This is a genomic window from Metabacillus indicus LMG 22858, assembly GCF_000708755.2.
Lineage (GTDB): Bacteria > Bacillota > Bacilli > Bacillales > Bacillaceae > Bacillus_P > Bacillus_P indicus.
In genome coordinates, this window is the sequence record NZ_JGVU02000006.1 from 588,994 (window position 1) to 604,649 (window position 15,656).

The window sequence follows — 15,656 nt, forward strand, 5'->3', positions numbered from 1 at the left end:
CATAGTGTGGGTAAACGGGGCATTCCTTGATTCTCTGTCTGTGAGGGAGGATGCAGCCTGTTTTTACTGCGGCTGGGTTTGCTGCAGCGGCTGCGGTTTTTCGGTTACGGCCAGTTCTCGGGTTTGTCCGCCCATGAAGCGGACGGAATCGGCTACGACTTCGGTGACGTAGACGCGCTTGCCTTCTGAGTTTTCGTAGTTGCGGGTTTGGATGCGGCCGGAGACGCCGACGATGGATCCTTTGCGGCAGTAGTTTGCCGTGTTTTCTGCGGTTTTTCTCCAGAGGGTGCAGTTGACGAAGTCTGCTTCCATGACACCTGATGCGTTCTTGAAGGTGCGGTTGACTGCAAGTGTGATGTTGGCGACGGGGGCGCCGTCTGCTGTGTAGCGCATTTCCGGATCTTTCGTTAAGCGTCCGACGAGCACAACTGAATTGATCACGTAATTCCTCCTTTCCTTAGCTTGCATGACCATTGTAACGGGTTTTTGAGCCAAGGAAAAATCTTGAAAATCAGATTTTGCCGGGAGATAATGAAGTTTTTACTTTAGGAAAATATCGTTTTGAATTGAATTAAAGCGTCATTCATTTCGCATATAGCTATTTTTTATGAAGCTGAAAAAGATAGGATTGCTGATCACTGCCTGAAAATGTGATGCTTTGGAGAATGGTTTGAAAGGCTTTTGATGTCATGAGCTGTTCTTCTATGGCTGTTTGTTCATAGCGGTTTGTTTCATGTGTCCACATGAAGGAGTGGATGGACAGATTATTTTTCAGCAAATCAAGCAGGATTCGGACGAATTGCTGCTTTTCCCGTATTTCATAAATTATCTCTACAGAAGATTGCCTGCTGACCTGAAAGTGATGGTGCTTTACTTTTCCGCATATGATTTCCCCTACTTTAAGTGTCATCGGCATATCAGCCGGTCCCTCCCTCACAAATCCTCCTGACGCCTGAAGGTCTTTCACTGAAATGGTTTTAAGTTTGAAGGTTTCCACTGATCATCCTCTTTTCTTAAATGTTTACTATTCCAAAATAGCAAATGATGAGTGGTTTGAAAATCTTAAATAATGGGTATATTTACTTATTTTTTGTCAAAATGTGTAATGCAACTCTTTCATACTCGGTTATCCGTCTCTAGAAATGATTTTTCTCCCTTTTTCTGTATATACGGCCTGATGTTCATTCTTCGCACATTCATTAGTTTGTCCGCAAACTGAACAGTGGCGCCGGACCAGCTACTTTACGATATGAGTAAAGTGCTTGAAACACGGAAATGAAGGTGCTCCTGATGAAAGAACTGGAAACACTGAAGAAGAACATGAAATTCTACAGGCAGGAATACGGCTGGTCGCAGGAGGATCTGGCTGCGCGGATGAACGTGTCCCGCTCGGTCGTGTCACGTCTTGAGACAGGGGAACAGGCACCTGAGCTCAATTACCTGATTTCCCTAAGCAACGCGTTTGAAGTCAGCATTGATCAGCTGCTTGGCCGTGAGGAGATAGAAAATACGATCCTGCATGAGGTTTATGAACGGTATGAAACAAAGCACCAGCTTTCTGAGATTGTGGAATATTTAGTGAAAACGCCTCAGATGCTCGAACAGCTGGAACGGCTGATGATGATGAAATCCAAGAACCGGAAGCATGCGGAGAACGTCATTGTGCATGCGATTCAGGAGATACAGAAGATAATTGAATAATTCGGCTCATCCCTTCCTTTGGTGCCCCGCTCCCCTCGTATGGTATAATGTAACAATAACCATATGAGGACGATAAACTGGACCAAGGAGGGTGTTTATGAAAACGTTTAGACTTGTGGGACTGACAATTGAACTTGAGGGAGAAAACGGTGTAAGCTTTGACGAGATCTCCCTATCGGACGGACTGATCATCAATAAAGAAGACGGCGAAAATCACTGGATGATTGAAGCGCTGCTGCCAAAAGACCAGAATGAGTACTTCGAACTGCTGTCAAAGCAGCAGGATGAACTCCGACTCTATGTCACCATATCCAAAAAAACGAACAAGCCCGCGGAAATTATGGCAAACATCAAATCCATTATGGTCCTTGAAGAGCATATATCTGTTTTATTTGAAGGCCGCATGCTCGCCCGGAAATCAAAAAGCGAGCCCGAAAAAGTCCTCGGCGACCTGCTCACCAAAGGCCTCCAGGGCGACGAACTCGTCCACGCCTTCAGACAAAAACTCAACGAACAGCGAGAAATCAACACTAAAAAGTCCCCTCAACCGTGAAGGGACTTTTTGTTTTGCCTATTTCATGTCGTTCTTCATATCTTCTTCCATGTGCTTCTCATCTTTTTGCATCTCATCTTCCATCTTGCCTTCATCTTCCTGCATATCCTCTTCCATATCCTGCTCCATGTCGTCTTCCGTCTCTTCCTCAGCAGGAGGCGTCTCATCGTTCGGCACTTCTTCCTCCATATTGTTATCCTCTGGAGGCGCCGGATCCTGATCATCCTGACATCCCGCTGCAAGCATCATTGCAAGCAGGGATCCTGCCGCTAACAGGTACCATTTCTTTTTCATGTTGGGTTGCTCCTTTCGTGGTGGTTTGTTCGGGGTTAGGGTGTGTTATTGTGGAGGATTTTATGTAGGTGCGGGCAGAAGATAGGCTCTGTTTCGGTAGGTGCCTGTGTGAGGGAGATTGAGGGAAGCAAGAAGCTTGGAGGCTGAAAAGGTAGAGGATACTTGTAGAAACTCCCTGACTTGTCTGTTTGTAATTGATGTGCCAAGTAAAAGAACATAATCGTCCAGCGTATTAAGATGCGCTGTTTTCGTAAGACAGCCGCACTTTCTGCATGACCAGGCACCGCTGATTTTCCGCATCGGAATGGAACTGCAGGATGGGCAATGCACGCCTGTTAATAGCTCATTTCTACGGATTTGAAACATTGAGAGCAGATCGGGATTGTCGGGAACATGAAGATTTTTCAGCTTTTTTGAGAGCTTGAAGAGTTCTTTTGGGGACATGAGCGGTTCTCTGTACCGTGTTCTAAGGGAAGTAATCTTCTCTTCAACAGCGGCAGCGTGGATAACCGTCTTGACGACAATATCGGAGTAAGCGGGGATAGATTTAATGATTGTGGTTGGGTTGCTGATGACAACATATGAGTGAACGGGAATACGGTATACACTCGCCCAGTTTTCCAAATAATTTGCCTGCCGCTTCACCTGCACAATCGGACATGCAAATGCCTCTTCCTTCCCGTTTATGGTGCGGATCAGCTGGCTGAACGGCTGATCAAAACATAGTGTGCCGCTCATGTTCTTTACTTCCAGGACGACGAAAAAAGCTGGAGTCAGGATTTGAATATCCATTTGGTAAAATGAACTTTTCTTTTGCATCCTTAAGTCATAAAGTACTAAAAATTCCTTGCTCAGCAACGGGATCAGGTGATACCCCACCGACTGCTCTCCTCGGTAGCCTGCCATCCTTCTGGCATATTCGTCCTCCACTCTGCGCCTTTCCCTGTGATGACTGGGCAGCCTTCTTAACAATGCCTCCAGCTTTCTGAGCCTTATTGACGGCTGCAATTCTTTTACGATCAGAAACAATCACTCCTTAGATTCATATTCACTTGTAGCAGTTCTCTGTTACGTTTTGATATTCCTGTCTTCAGGTGAAACTTTTTTGAACGGTTTATGGGTTGTACTCCGCCTATTACTTGCCACTCAGTGCTGGTTACTTGCATGAATGCCTCTTTTTCTTGAAAAAGCTGATCCTTTACTTGCCGTGAACAGCAATTTACTTGAAAATTTCCAGCTGACTCCTAAATTAAGTGTTCAAACTACGTACTTGATCCCTGGCTCGAAGACGCTTTTGGGCATTCTGATCTTCAAAATTGGTTCGCGGCCAACACTTCGTCCTTTACTTGCCACTCAGCGCGGAATACTTGCCTAAATACCTCTTTTTCTTGAAAAACTGACCCTTTACTTGCTGCAAACAGCTGTTTACTTGAGAACTTCCAGACTCCTCCTAAATTCCAGTGTTATAACTACGTATTCGTTCACTGCTCGAAGACGGTTTTGGGCATTCCAGTCTTTGAAATTAGTGCGTGAAGCAATACTTCGTCCTTACTTTATACTCGGCGCAGAATACTTGCCTAAATGCCTCTTTTTCTTGAAAAAGCTGACCCTTTTCTTGTCGCAAACAGTTGTTTACTTGAAAACTTCCAGACGCCTCCTAAATTCCAGTGTGATAACTACGTATTCGCTCACTGCTCGAAGAAGCTTTTGGGCATTCTGATCTTCAAAATTGGTTCGCAGGCAAAACTTCGTCCTTTACTTGCCAATCAGCGCGGAATACTTGCCTAAATACCTCTTTTTCTTGAAAAAGCAGACCCTTTACTTGCCGCAATCGGTTGTTTACTTGAAATATCCCAGCTGCCTCCTAATTTAGGCGAACAAAAAAAACGACCCCACCCAGGATCGTCCTTCAAACCACTATTCTTTTTTCTCACCCAATGCAAACATAAGCTCAGTTTCACATACGACTTCACCGTTCACAGTAGCAACGCCTTTTCCTTTGCCGAGGGAGCCGCGGAGGCGGATGATTTCGACTTCGAGGCGGAGCTGGTCGCCTGGTGTGACTTGCTTTTTGAAGCGGCAGTTGTCGATGCCTGCGAAGAAGGCGAGGCGGCCGCGGTTTTCTTCTTTGATGAGCATGGCGACGGCGCCGACCTGAGCCAGTGCTTCTACAATCAGGACGCCCGGCATGACAGGGTATTCTGGGAAGTGTCCGTTGAAGAATTCTTCGTTCGCAGTTACGTTTTTAAGTCCGATGGCGCGCTTGCCCTCATCGACTTCGAGGACTTTGTCCACGAGCAGGAATGGGTAGCGGTGCGGAATAATTTCTTTGATTTGATTGATGTCGAGCATTTTTAGGACCTCCTCCTAGTACAACCTAATAGTTCTATTATACACAAAAAGGAGGGGTTCGCCCTCCTTATTTTTCGGAATCTTTTTCGACCAGGTCGATGACGTGCTGCCACGTCTGTTTGTCGAAGATATCTGTTGGTTTTCCGTCGCCGAGTACACCGTATCCAATCATCGCGCCGCTGGTGACGGCAATGGCCATGAAAAGAAGCAAAAGAAGGATCCGCTGCCAGATCGGAATCAGCCTGATTCTGATTTTCGGGCTTTTTTGGATCTTCTCTTCGCTTTTCTTTTTCTGTTTCACATGTTCACGAGACTGTTCGTTTGCACTCACTGTAAAAACCCCTTATCTGACGCTATTGATTAACCCGAGCATTTGATCGCCCATGGTGATTGATTTTGAGTTCAGTTGATAAGACCGCTGCGCAATCATGAGGTCGGTCATTTCTTTTGATAGATCGACGTTGGACATTTCAAGGGCACCCTGTTTGATGCCGACTTGTTCAGGCTCTATAAAGGCAACCGTTCCATTTGGAGCGTTCTCTTTTAAAGCGTACCGATTTCCGCCCTGTTTTTCAAGCATTGTTTGCTGGGTAATTCCTACAATTCCAAGCTGGACCGTCTCACCGGATGGATTTGCCGTCAATCTTCCGCCAGCTGATACCGTACTGTTTTTAAAAGAAGCATCCAGAAAAATCGGATTCTGATTCGCATCTAAAACAGCGTGCCCCTCAGACGTGACAAGCTGAAGACGTCCGTCCTGAGCCGGATTCAAATACAGTGCGCCATCCCGTGTATACTGAATTTCCCCGCCTGCTTCCACCTGCAGAAATTGTCCAGGCTTAGTAAGCGCAAAATCAAGCTCACGTTCCGTTGTCTTGATGCCTCCTTGCGAAAAGGAAGTCTGAGCCGTCAGCACCGCACCAGATCCTGATCGTACCCCAAGAGGAGTCGATCTGCCATCAGGGCTGTCATGCGGATCACCGTTGTTCATTTGCTGATGAAGAAGGTCAGAAAAGCCGGTCTGGGTCCGTTTATAGCCCTGAGTGTCGATGTTGGCCATGTTGTTTCCAATCAGGTCAAGCTGCTGCTGAAGCTGGCCGAGTGTGTTCGATGCGGTAATCATAGATCGCAGCATACTTTTCCTCCTATCTGACTCTGCCGATTTCGTTGACGGCTTTGTCCATGCTTCTGTCGTAGGCCTGAAGCACCTTCTGGTTCGCTTCAAAGGCGCGGTAGGCGGTCATCATTTCTGTATAAGATCTTGATACATCCACATTGGATCCTTCAAGGAAACCCTGCTTAAGCTGATAGGCAACGTCCGGGTTGCCGGCAGCCGCATCAAGCTCAGTGCCATCCTCTGTCCGGTACAGACCGTTGCCTTCTTTCACGAGACCTGCTGTATTGTTTGAAAAGAAGATGCCGATCTGTGACCCCGCCTCACCATTTACTCTGACCGTACCGTCCGGCAATATCTCAAACTCGTCAGATGCAAGGGCAATCGGCTGTCCGTCCGTTCCAAGCACCGGATTGCCTGCAAGGGAAAGTTGTCCGTTCTCATTTCTCGTAAACTGCCCGTTACGCGTGTAGCGGATCTCGCCGTCCGGAAGCTGCACGCCGAACATCAGCGTGCCGTTTTCAGGCACAGCCGTTTGAAGCAAAGCTATATCTGTATTTAACCCAGTTTCGCGCAGGTCGCCCTGAGCAAACAGGGGAATCATTTCCTGAAGATAGACACCTGTGTTGATTGAGCCGACTTCTTGAGGCAGCTTGTTATCCTGCACTCTTTTCAAAAGCATTTCAGGAAACGCTTTGAGAGCAGCCTGATCTGTTTTATAGCCCGGGGTATTGGCGTTTGCAATATTATTGGAGAGCATTTCTGTTCTCCGCTGCTGGGCGAGCATTCCCGCCGATGCAGTATAAAAGCCTCTTAGCATCGTTCCACCTCTTAAGAGTATTTAGGCAATTTTCTCTATTTTTCATTATAGCGGAGTTCAAGACTCCGCACAGTATAATTTTGTAAATATTATAAAGTTAAGCTGCTACACTCTTAAAATCGGCTGGGAGGGCGAAAGGTTTAGGAGAAGAAAGAAAAAAACACCAGCCCAGAGACTGATGTTTCTCACACATTATACAATTTTGCGTCTAGTCAGACGGTCAACATTATCAAGCATAATGCCTGTGCCGATTGCTACACAGTCCATTGGGTTTTCTGCTATTAAGACAGGAACCTTTAATTCTTCTGCCATTAACTGATCAAGGCCGTTCAGGAGGGCTCCGCCGCCTGTTAAGATAATGCCCCGGTCAATGATGTCCGCAGAAAGTTCAGGCGGAGTGCGCTCAAGTACGCTTTTTGCCGTTTGAACGATGAGGGCTACTGATTCGCGCAGTGCGCCTTCAACCTCTTCAGAGTTGACTGTAATGGTTCTAGGCAGACCTGACACCATGTCACGTCCGCGAATAGCGATTTCTTCGTTGCGTGCGCCTGGGAATACTGTCGCGACTTGCGTTTTGATATCCTCAGCCGTACGTTCACCAATCAAGAGCTTGTACTCTTTTTTGATGTAGTTCAAAATTTCCATGTCGAACTTGTCCCCAGCCATCTTAATAGAAGAGGCGGTGACAATATCGCCCATTGAAAGAACTGCGACATCCGTCGTTCCACCGCCAATATCTACAACCATATTCCCGCTAGGCTGAAAAATATCCATACCGGCGCCGATTGCGGCAACCTTTGGCTCTTCTTCAAGAAATACGTCTTTTCCGCCGCTTTTTTCAGCAGCTTCCTTGATGGCTTTCTGTTCAACAGAGGTAATGTTCGTCGGACAGCAAATAAGCATCCGGGGTTTCGTAAATAAACCCTTTACATTTAATTTGTTGATGAAATGCTTGAGCATCGCTTCCGTTACTTCAAAATCCGCGATGACCCCGTCTTTCAATGGACGGATCGCAACAATATTCCCAGGAGTACGTCCAACCATTCTTCTGGCTTCCTCGCCTACAGCAAGAACCTTGCCAGTATTCTTATCCAGTGCAACTACAGACGGCTCGTTCAGAACGATGCCTTTTCCTTTTACATGAATTAGTACATTTGCAGTACCAAGGTCAATTCCAATATCCCTTGCAAACATTCTTTCCATATCCTCCTTGCAATCTGATCCCAGCATTTCCTACTTTGTGCCCTAATTTCATATTGTATCACAATTTACTAAAAAAAGGTTGAAATTGTAAAAGGTTTTGTAGGGATTTGTCGAAATTGCAAGAAAGACAGGCAGAATTCTTATTTCACAGGCTCTTCTTGTAAAATATCCTCTTTCCGGTACTTCAGCTTCGTCGCTTCCCCGCCCCTTAAATGACGGATGGATTTATGATAATCAAGAATTTCTTTTACTTCATTCGCAAGCTCTGGATTGATTTCAGGCAGCCTTTCGGTTAAATCCTTATGGACAGTACTTTTAGAAACGCCAAATTCCTTCGCAATCACGCGAACAGTTTTCTTCGTCTCCACGATATACTTTCCAATCTTGATAGTACGTTCTTTGATGTAATCGTGCACACCACTCGACCTCCCTAAAATGGATGTGAGAAGTGTGAAATGAGACTCGCACCAAGACGCAGCTGCGCCTATGTATAAAACTTACGATCCCTCACCTCAGACACTCTCTTTGTTAGGTTTGTAACATTTTATTAGCTTGGTTGAAGATATATGCTAAAAAGTCAAGAGGGACAAGGGATTTGTGCGAATTTTTTTATAATTTGTGTTTTGAGGGACTTCGAAAGTGGATTTTTGCGTTTTGGCGGAGTGGGTATTTCTTGAAAGATTTGTCGAATCTGTACAGCCCTTTTCAAAAAAACCAAAAAAAATAGTCTATCCCTAAGCGGATAGACAATCTATAGAGTGATGCGTATTATGCGTTTTTTGTGCTGATTGAAGCTTCGGACTGCTCGTCAGAGTTGCCTTTTTCTTTGCCCTCTTTACCAGCGTCTTCTTTTTCTTTGCCTTCTTCAGAACCTTTTTCATCTTCGGTTCCTTTTTCAGCATCTTCAGTGCCCTTTTCTTCTTCAGCACCTTTTTCTTCTTCAGCGCCCTTTTCTTCCTCAGCGCCTTTTTCTGCGTCTTCAGTACCTTCTTCTTCTTTAGCAGGTGCTTCTTTTTCAGCGTTGATTTCGTTCAATGCTGAAACTGGCTTATCCATGTAGTCAACTGGATTTACTGCTGTACCGTCTTTGCGGATTTCAAAGTGAACGTGTACGCCATCTTCTTCGTGGATCAGGCTTTTTCCAGCTTGTCCGAGGATTTCGTTTTGCTCGACTTCGTCACCGGCTGCGACAGTCATGCTTGATAATGATTGGTAAACTGTAGTTACGCCGTCTTTGTGCTCGATTTCAATGACATTTCCGAGTAATGGATCTTTTTCAGCTTTAGTAACTGTACCGCTTAGAGCAGCTGCGACATCGAATTCCTTGCCGTCTTCTCTTGCCAGGTCAATTCCTTTGCTAGGCTCGTACGTATTATTATAGGAAACGAGTGCTGCTTCTTGCTCTTCTGCTGTTGCATCTGCTTCATAGAAGCTGCGGATGACAGATACTGAATCTGCATCGGCTACCGGCATTGCGAAGTTTTCTACTGCTGAGTTCACTTCACGTGTCGGCTCATCCTGATACGATGTTCCATAATCACTTGGATCGTTTGCTGAGTTACCATTACCGATTGACTGGTACCATAACACGGCTGTCAAAATCAATGCTGCACTGACTAAGTAGATTGCTGGGAATACCCAACGCTTTCTGAAAATTTGTTGCATTTTTGAGTTTTGAGAAGTACGTTTAGTTTCTTCCTCTCTCATTTTATCATCACCTCAGCAATCATTCTGAACAGAATTCTGAAAATATATACATCCGCAGCTAAAAATTTCAAATAGTTATTTTTTGCTGAGGATTATAAAATTATGTATGGATTCTAAAATTTTTCCGGCACACGTGGTATACTATGTTCCATCAGCAAGCTAAAGGAGCACGTTAATGAAGAAGCCGATTTTCAAATGGGCGCTCACAATTGCCCCCATTCTCTATATGATATTCATTTGGATACTCTCAAGTCTGCCTGCGGATGCCATCATTAAGACGCCGTTTTCGTTTGACCGATTAATGAAGGAATCCCTTCATTTGATTGAATTCGGGATTCTCTACTGGCTCATCGCGCTGGCGTTTGCCGCAAACGGACGATGGACCGCAAAGGCGAGTATCCTTGCAGCCGTGATTTCCATTCTGTACGGGGCTACTGATGAAATTCACCAGTACTTTGTTCCGTACCGGTCCGCTACAGTGATTGATCTGGTGAAGGATGCCATCGGTGTACTTGTGTCTTTCTACATCATGAAGGTGACGTATTTTGCAGAGCGCCCTTCGTTTATCACCTCTCTTTTTAAAAAGTTAAATGATTCGGAGTGATCATCTATGAGTTTTCCTGTTCGAAAAGCTGTCCACAGCGACCTGCCTGCCATCGTTGAGATCTACAACTCGACAATCGAAAGCAGAGCGGTGACAGCAGACCTGACTCCGGTTACCGTTGCCGACCGTGAAGCCTGGTTCAACAACCACACGGACATGCGCCCGATATGGGTGATGACGGATGAAGACAAAGTGGTGGCCTGGCTCAGCTTTGAATCCTTCCACGGACGCGCCGCCTACCAATATACCGCTGAAGTCAGCATCTATATTGATCAAAACGTGCGCGGAAAGGGCATCGGCACAACGTTTTTGCAGGCTGCACTCGATGCATGCCCTGAGCTCGGCATCAAAACACTGCTGGGACTTGTATTCGGGCACAACGAAGCAAGCCTGCGCCTGTTCAAGCGCTTCGGCTTTGAACAATGGGCGAACATGCCGCGTGTTGCGGAGCTCGATGGAGTGGAGCGCGATTTATTGATTGTAGGGAAACGAGTGGTTTAATAGAGAAACGCGCCTGTGGAGGGCGCGTTTTTTTGTCTGTTTCTAGATAAAAATCCATGCAAAAAACCCGCAGGACACATCCCGCGGGCAATCAATCAGTTTCTGGCTGTGTACTGGGCGATAAACGGTTCGGCGCTGCCGACTTTGGCGCCCTGGTAGTAGTAGCTGACGATGTCTTTGTATTTTTTGCCGTCCTGGGCCATGAAGTTGGCGCCGTATTGGCTCATGCCGACGCCGTGGCCAAAGCCTTTTGTGGTTATGACGACCTGGTCGCCTTTGAGCTGCCAGGCGAAGTCGCTTGAGCGGAGGCCGAGTTTTTCGCGGATTTCGCGGCCGCTGAGCTTTTTACCGTTGAAGTCGACTTGTGCGACTCGTTTGCCGGACGTGCGCTCAATCACTTTGCCGACTTCTCCTCCCGAACCGAGCTTCACGCCGAGCTTATTCTCGAAGTCACGTACGCTGATGACCGTTTGATCATGATATTTAGGGGATTTTTCATCCCACGGACTTTCTACACTTTTTAAATAAGGCAGGGATGCTGTCCAGTATTCGTCCGAGTTTTCGGTGTAGCCGTTGCTGGTCGAGAAAAAGGAGGCATCGATCGGTTTGTTGTCATAGGTCAGAACCTGGCCCTGAGTGGATGCCACCGCATTGTAGATCTTTGTCATTTTCCAGTTGTAATCCTTGCCCCACTGCTTTTTCAGCTGGTCGTTTGTTTTATATACCTGATGATCCGTCGTATCACTCACAACCGCACCCGCAGGAAGTTTCGGCAACTGCTTATCAAACATCATCTGCTTCACCACATACGTCCTCGCTGCAAGCGCCTGCGCCTTCAGCGCTTCTTCTTCAAAATCAGCCGGCATTTCTGAGGCGACTACGCCAATGACATATTCTTCGAGCGGGATGTTTTCGATTTTCTCCGAGCTGCTTCGGTACACTGGTACATCGATCATGGATTTTCCAAGCATAAGCTGTTCACCCTTTTTGGTTTGAAGGTCTTCTGATAGTTCTCCGCTTGATGGATCGTTCATAAAGGGGGCTACGAGGAGTGTTGGGATCATTAATATGATGAGAAATAATCCGGCGAGTACTAAAACGATTGGTTTCAAAGATTTCATCTGGGCCTCCATATCCGATATGTCGTTTACCGTCTCTGTTCAATTCTATGGAGGTGGACAACCGTTTATGACTCCAAACATTGGAAAGTTCACGCACTTCTCTTATTCATTTCGGCATGCTGCTGCGATTTCCTTCGACAATCTCAGCGCTCTTTTTCACGATGAAAAGAACGAGTATGGCAGCAAGCGTCCCGGTAAGATCATAGAGCATATCGACGATTCTTCCGCTGCGGTTTGTGTACAGCTGAATAATTTCGGATGAAACCGCAAGAAAGAGAGCCCAAAGAAGAGCCGTGCGCATACGATACAGAAACGCCATGATCAGTGTGAAAAAGAAGAAGTACAGCGCGTGTCCCGTTTTAGAAATTACATAAAATGTGCTTTGCCACTGGATATCCGCGGTCATCAGCAAATCTGAAAAATTAGGATCGCTCCTGAAGATAAATCCGATATAGTTCCCGGTCAGCAGCGACTGCAGATCGCTCGTAAATGAAAACAATGAAAATGCGGTAATCAGGCAGCTTGCAATGATAACTTTCATTCCTTTCCCTCCTCCGCATCATCGTGGTCATTTACGGTATTTTTTATAAGCATCTATGTATAAATCATAAGGAAAACACCCAAACTAATAAAGTCTTTCTTTTTAGGAAAAACAAAAAGAAACCGGAGTAGATCTACCCCGGCTTCCTGAAAAAATACGTATGAATTTATGCGTTCATGTCACTGACAGCTTTTTCTGAGTTCACAGTGCTTTCTTCCGTGATGCGTTCGATGTCGGCACCGATGGAAGCAAGTTTTCCGTGGAAGTCTACGTAGCCGCGGTCAACGTGCTTAAGCTCCGTTACACGCGTGTAGCCTTCAGATACTAAGCCTGCAAGAACAAGTGCTGCACCAGCGCGCAGGTCTGTTGCTGCAACTTCAGCGCCTTGCATGTTGGCTGGACCATTAATGATGACAGAACGGCCCTCAATTTTAATTTCTCCATTCATGCGGCGGAATTCTTCCACGTGCATGAAGCGGTTTTCAAAAACCGTCTCCGTAATCATAGAAGTGCCTTCAGCTTTCAGCAGCAATGCCATCATTTGTGATTGCATGTCTGTCGGGAAGCCTGGATGCGGCATCGTCTTGATGTCAATGGCTTTTAGTTTTTCAGGGCCAATGACACGAAGTCCGTCTTCCTCTTCAGTGATCTGGATGCCCATTTCTTCCATTTTCGCAATTAAAGATGCTAAATGTTCAGGCACGGCGCCACGAACAAGCACATTTCCGCCTGTGATTGCTGCTGCTACCATGAATGTACCAGCTTCAATGCGGTCAGGAATGATGTGATGCTTAACGCCTGTCAGTTTTTCCACACCTTCAATGCGGATTGTTCCAGTTCCGGCTCCGCGCACTTTGCCGCCCATCGCGTTGATGTAGTTGGCAAGGTCAACGATTTCCGGTTCTTTTGCTACGTTCTCAAGGATGGTAGTTCCTTCAGCTAGAGCCGCAGCCATGATGATGTTTTCAGTTGCTCCAACACTTGGGAAATCAAGGTAGATTTTGGCGCCGCGAAGTCTTCCTTTGACTTCAGCGTCGATGAATCCGTTACCTACTTTAATTGTTGCTCCCATTGCTTCAAAGCCTTTTAAATGCTGGTCAATTGGACGTGATCCGATCGCACATCCGCCTGGCAGAGCCACGCGTGCACGGCCGTTTCTTGCTAGTAATGGCCCCATGACCAATACAGAAGCGCGCATTTTGCGCACATATTCAAAAGGAGCTTCCATATTTAGCTCGTTTGATGCATCTACAAACACTTGGTTATTTTCAAAGTGAACTTCTGCACCAAGATGGCGCAGCACTTCATTGATTGTATACACATCGGAGAGCGTAGGCACATCACAGATTATGCTTTTTTGTTCACTGGCTAATAAAGATGCAGCGATTACTGGTAAAACGGCATTTTTAGCACCTTCTACTTTTACAGTACCGTTTAACTTACGACCGCCGCGGACGATGATTTTTTCCAAGGTCTTCCCCTCCGCGTCCCAATTTCTATATATTAATATTCAGACGTTATGATTGGGGTTCCTACTGTAACGCTAGTATTACCGCCCAATCCTGCGCTTCTGAGCGCAATTTGAATGTTCATGCTGCCTGAGTCTGCCGGAATCACATGATTCCAATCCGTCGTGAGTGCGGATACTGATATGAACGACTTCTCTTTAAGCTGTTCCACCGGCACCGCGTTAAATTGTTTAAGCAAAGCTTCCACTTTAGGTTGCAAAACACTACTCATCTTATCATCAAGCTGTCCATTGACACAAGTGAAAATTGTAGGATTTTCATGGAAAATGTCGAAGCTTCTGGCCTGCGCATGCCCATAGATCTCCGCCCATTTTTTTCCGGAACCCTCTCCGCTCAGCTCATACAAGATATACGATTGCTGAAATCCATTTGTGTCGGTAGTTTGAATCTGGAGCTTTTCGGTAAATCCCGAATCCTTGTCGAAAAAGGTCCCTGTCATCTTATGTAGTTTGCCGTCCGCACGGTCCTCGGACCACTTAAACTGACGAAATTGATTTTGGAAAAGTTTCACTGTATCTTCGAAAGAAAGAGTCTCGTCTGAAACCATCTTCTTAGAATACATTGACCATTTTTTTACATCAATTCCCTGTGCTTCCATGCCCTCTACAATGGTTTCAAGCTCCGTTTCCTTCTTTGCTCCGAATGTCTGGTGTGCAGCAAATGCACCTGTAAAAAAAATAAGAAACATCATAATTGCAAGACTGACTTTTTTCATTATATCCCCACGTCCTCTCCCTAGTAACAGTGTTACCGTTTGAGACCGCGGCATACGTGGAAAAAGTCGTCATTGTTAGACAAGCTCGTGCTGTTCACTTCCTAATCTGTAGGACATATTCCCCTGTTGTCAGCTGCCTAAACGTAAGAAAACAAAGAAAAGATGAATTCAGCAAGCTTGCCTGATCTATTGGCTAAGTGAATTGGCTGTGTCAGTGTTGCAATAAACCGGTAAAAAAGGCCCTAAAATAAAAAAGGAAGCTGGCGGGACCATATTAAATAATCAAGAAAAAAATTGCTGACTGCGCCTGAGATGGCGATCGTGAGCAGGATCAGCAGCGCACGCGCTTGCATGACCTTCCCTTTTTTCATGGCTTTTTCAATATGAAGCGCCTGCAGCGCCCACCAGGTAACCGGAATGAACACGAGGTGAGACATAAGGCCAAGCAATGCCTGCTGATTAAAATCAAGCATAGGTTAAACAACTCCTATATGTAGCTATTTTTCGAAAAGAAGGCTTTTGCTTATCTTCTTTTTTAAGCAAAAAAAAGAAGAGGCTTTTACACCTCCTCTATTATATAAAATTCTGCGCGTGCGTTGATGTTTTTTTTGTGAAGATTCGTGGCAAATTTATGAAATGTTTTCGTTTAGTTGGTTCGAACTGTGTCCGTTCCATTTCGCTGCAGTCACTTGCTTTCCGCGGGGAGTGCCTGGAGCCTCCTCGCTGCGCTTGCGGGATCTTCAGTGCCCTCTTCATCCCCTAGAAAAGCGGAAGCGCCCGTTTTGCTCCGGCAGTCAGATAAGAAATCACCCGAAAAGTCCGGGTTTGACTTTTTGGGGGATTTTGTTCTGACAGAGGAGTTGGGCGCTGCAGCTGGACAAGGAGTCAAGTGCCTTCCGCT

The 15,656-nt window shown here is 46.0% G+C and carries 20 protein-coding genes; 4 read left to right on the plus strand and 16 right to left on the minus strand.

Going from position 1 to position 15,656, the window contains the following annotated elements:
- Positions 1-63: 63 nt before the first annotated feature.
- Entirely contained in the window at positions 64-441 is a 378-nt protein-coding gene (ssb, locus tag AZ46_RS17305; RefSeq protein WP_051865684.1) for a single-stranded DNA-binding protein, read from the minus strand.
- A gap of 157 nt (positions 442-598) precedes the next feature.
- The gene (locus AZ46_RS17310; RefSeq protein WP_029284935.1) at positions 599-997 is read right to left on the minus strand and encodes a hypothetical protein; all 399 of its coding nucleotides are present in this window, start codon (positions 995-997) and stop codon (positions 599-601) included.
- 293 nt (positions 998-1,290) lie between these two features.
- Between AZ46_RS17310 and AZ46_RS17315 the strand changes: the two genes are divergently transcribed.
- Together AZ46_RS17315 and AZ46_RS17320 are read left to right on the plus strand one after the other, a co-directional pair.
- Positions 1,291-1,701 carry a helix-turn-helix domain-containing protein gene (locus AZ46_RS17315; protein WP_029284937.1) on the plus strand — a complete coding sequence of 137 codons (411 nt, stop codon included), beginning with the start codon at positions 1,291-1,293 and terminating at the stop codon, positions 1,699-1,701.
- 97 nt (positions 1,702-1,798) lie between these two features.
- The gene (locus AZ46_RS17320; protein WP_051865686.1) at positions 1,799-2,254 is read left to right on the plus strand and encodes a YwpF family protein; all 456 of its coding nucleotides are present in this window, start codon (positions 1,799-1,801) and stop codon (positions 2,252-2,254) included.
- Positions 2,255-2,272: 18 nt separating this feature from the next.
- On the opposite strand, the gene AZ46_RS17325 is transcribed toward AZ46_RS17320, so the two are convergent.
- The 9 genes from AZ46_RS17325 to AZ46_RS17370 all read right to left on the minus strand — a co-directional run bounded on the left by AZ46_RS17325 (position 2,273) and on the right by AZ46_RS17370 (position 9,744).
- A complete protein-coding gene (locus tag AZ46_RS17325; RefSeq protein ID WP_029284941.1) occupies positions 2,273-2,548 on the minus strand; it encodes a hypothetical protein in 276 nt (91 codons plus the stop codon).
- A 60-nt stretch (positions 2,549-2,608) separates the two neighbouring features.
- Positions 2,609-3,478, minus strand: a complete 870-nt coding sequence (locus AZ46_RS17330; protein WP_152554770.1) for a nuclease-related domain-containing protein — start codon at positions 3,476-3,478, stop codon at positions 2,609-2,611.
- 987 nt (positions 3,479-4,465) lie between these two features.
- Positions 4,466-4,900, minus strand: a complete 435-nt coding sequence (gene fabZ, locus AZ46_RS17340; protein WP_029284947.1) for a 3-hydroxyacyl-ACP dehydratase FabZ — start codon at positions 4,898-4,900, stop codon at positions 4,466-4,468.
- A gap of 67 nt (positions 4,901-4,967) precedes the next feature.
- On the minus strand, positions 4,968-5,231 hold the full coding sequence (locus tag AZ46_RS17345; RefSeq protein WP_029284949.1) for a DNA-directed RNA polymerase subunit beta: 264 nt from the start codon (positions 5,229-5,231) through the stop codon (positions 4,968-4,970).
- Positions 5,232-5,243: 12 nt separating this feature from the next.
- Positions 5,244-6,035 (minus strand): flagellar hook-basal body protein, encoded by a 792-nt coding sequence (locus AZ46_RS17350; RefSeq protein ID WP_029284951.1) that lies wholly within the window; start codon positions 6,033-6,035, stop codon positions 5,244-5,246.
- Positions 6,036-6,045: 10 nt separating this feature from the next.
- Positions 6,046-6,834, minus strand: coding sequence for a flagellar hook-basal body protein (locus tag AZ46_RS17355; RefSeq protein WP_029284952.1), 789 nt, complete (start codon positions 6,832-6,834; stop codon positions 6,046-6,048).
- A 192-nt stretch (positions 6,835-7,026) separates the two neighbouring features.
- Positions 7,027-8,028, minus strand: coding sequence for a rod shape-determining protein (mreB, locus tag AZ46_RS17360; protein ID WP_029284955.1), 1,002 nt, complete (start codon positions 8,026-8,028; stop codon positions 7,027-7,029).
- Positions 8,029-8,177: 149 nt separating this feature from the next.
- Complete coding sequence (gene spoIIID, locus AZ46_RS17365; protein ID WP_029284957.1) at positions 8,178-8,453, minus strand: sporulation transcriptional regulator SpoIIID; 276 nt, start codon at positions 8,451-8,453, stop codon at positions 8,178-8,180.
- Between the two features lie 352 nt (positions 8,454-8,805).
- Positions 8,806-9,744 carry a M23 family metallopeptidase gene (locus tag AZ46_RS17370; protein ID WP_029284959.1) on the minus strand — a complete coding sequence of 313 codons (939 nt, stop codon included), beginning with the start codon at positions 9,742-9,744 and terminating at the stop codon, positions 8,806-8,808.
- Positions 9,745-9,919: 175 nt separating this feature from the next.
- Between AZ46_RS17370 and AZ46_RS17375 the strand changes: the two genes are divergently transcribed.
- Complete coding sequence (locus AZ46_RS17375; RefSeq protein WP_029284961.1) at positions 9,920-10,348, plus strand: VanZ family protein; 429 nt, start codon at positions 9,920-9,922, stop codon at positions 10,346-10,348.
- 6 nt (positions 10,349-10,354) lie between these two features.
- Complete coding sequence (locus AZ46_RS17380; protein ID WP_029284962.1) at positions 10,355-10,849, plus strand: GNAT family N-acetyltransferase; 495 nt, start codon at positions 10,355-10,357, stop codon at positions 10,847-10,849.
- A gap of 95 nt (positions 10,850-10,944) precedes the next feature.
- On the opposite strand, the gene spoIID is transcribed toward AZ46_RS17380, so the two are convergent.
- From spoIID to AZ46_RS17405, 5 genes are all read right to left on the minus strand, one after another.
- Positions 10,945-11,970, minus strand: coding sequence for a stage II sporulation protein D (spoIID, locus tag AZ46_RS17385; RefSeq protein WP_029284964.1), 1,026 nt, complete (start codon positions 11,968-11,970; stop codon positions 10,945-10,947).
- Between the two features lie 106 nt (positions 11,971-12,076).
- Positions 12,077-12,511: a VanZ family protein gene (locus AZ46_RS17390; protein ID WP_051865692.1), complete on the minus strand. Its 435-nt coding sequence runs from the start codon at positions 12,509-12,511 to the stop codon at positions 12,077-12,079.
- A 166-nt stretch (positions 12,512-12,677) separates the two neighbouring features.
- Positions 12,678-13,982 (minus strand): UDP-N-acetylglucosamine 1-carboxyvinyltransferase, encoded by a 1,305-nt coding sequence (gene murA / locus AZ46_RS17395; protein ID WP_029284968.1) that lies wholly within the window; start codon positions 13,980-13,982, stop codon positions 12,678-12,680.
- Positions 13,983-14,014: 32 nt separating this feature from the next.
- Entirely contained in the window at positions 14,015-14,755 is a 741-nt protein-coding gene (locus AZ46_RS17400; protein ID WP_051865694.1) for a YwmB family TATA-box binding protein, read from the minus strand.
- A 242-nt stretch (positions 14,756-14,997) separates the two neighbouring features.
- Entirely contained in the window at positions 14,998-15,228 is a 231-nt protein-coding gene (locus AZ46_RS17405; protein WP_029284972.1) for a DUF1146 family protein, read from the minus strand.
- Positions 15,229-15,656 lie beyond the last annotated feature (428 nt).

What these genes read in the sequence shown, in the direction of transcription:
- AZ46_RS17315 (WP_029284937.1), top strand. Translation starts at nt 1,291, where the DNA reads ATGAAAGAACTGGAAACACTGAAGAAGAACATGAAATTCTACAGGCAG.
- AZ46_RS17320 (WP_051865686.1), top strand. Translation starts at nt 1,799, where the DNA reads ATGAAAACGTTTAGACTTGTGGGACTGACAATTGAACTTGAGGGAGAA.
- AZ46_RS17325 (WP_029284941.1), bottom strand. Translation starts at nt 2,548, where the DNA reads ATGAAAAAGAAATGGTACCTGTTAGCGGCAGGATCCCTGCTTGCAATG.
- fabZ (WP_029284947.1), bottom strand. Translation starts at nt 4,900, where the DNA reads ATGCTCGACATCAATCAAATCAAAGAAATTATTCCGCACCGCTACCCA.
- AZ46_RS17350 (WP_029284951.1), bottom strand. Translation starts at nt 6,035, where the DNA reads ATGCTGCGATCTATGATTACCGCATCGAACACACTCGGCCAGCTTCAG.
- AZ46_RS17355 (WP_029284952.1), bottom strand. Translation starts at nt 6,834, where the DNA reads ATGCTAAGAGGCTTTTATACTGCATCGGCGGGAATGCTCGCCCAGCAG.
- mreB (WP_029284955.1), bottom strand. Translation starts at nt 8,028, where the DNA reads ATGTTTGCAAGGGATATTGGAATTGACCTTGGTACTGCAAATGTACTA.
- AZ46_RS17370 (WP_029284959.1), bottom strand. Translation starts at nt 9,744, where the DNA reads ATGAGAGAGGAAGAAACTAAACGTACTTCTCAAAACTCAAAAATGCAA.
- AZ46_RS17375 (WP_029284961.1), top strand. Translation starts at nt 9,920, where the DNA reads ATGAAGAAGCCGATTTTCAAATGGGCGCTCACAATTGCCCCCATTCTC.
- AZ46_RS17380 (WP_029284962.1), top strand. Translation starts at nt 10,355, where the DNA reads ATGAGTTTTCCTGTTCGAAAAGCTGTCCACAGCGACCTGCCTGCCATC.
- spoIID (WP_029284964.1), bottom strand. Translation starts at nt 11,970, where the DNA reads ATGAAATCTTTGAAACCAATCGTTTTAGTACTCGCCGGATTATTTCTC.
- AZ46_RS17390 (WP_051865692.1), bottom strand. Translation starts at nt 12,511, where the DNA reads ATGAAAGTTATCATTGCAAGCTGCCTGATTACCGCATTTTCATTGTTT.
- AZ46_RS17400 (WP_051865694.1), bottom strand. Translation starts at nt 14,755, where the DNA reads ATGAAAAAAGTCAGTCTTGCAATTATGATGTTTCTTATTTTTTTTACA.
- AZ46_RS17405 (WP_029284972.1), bottom strand. Translation starts at nt 15,228, where the DNA reads ATGCTTGATTTTAATCAGCAGGCATTGCTTGGCCTTATGTCTCACCTC.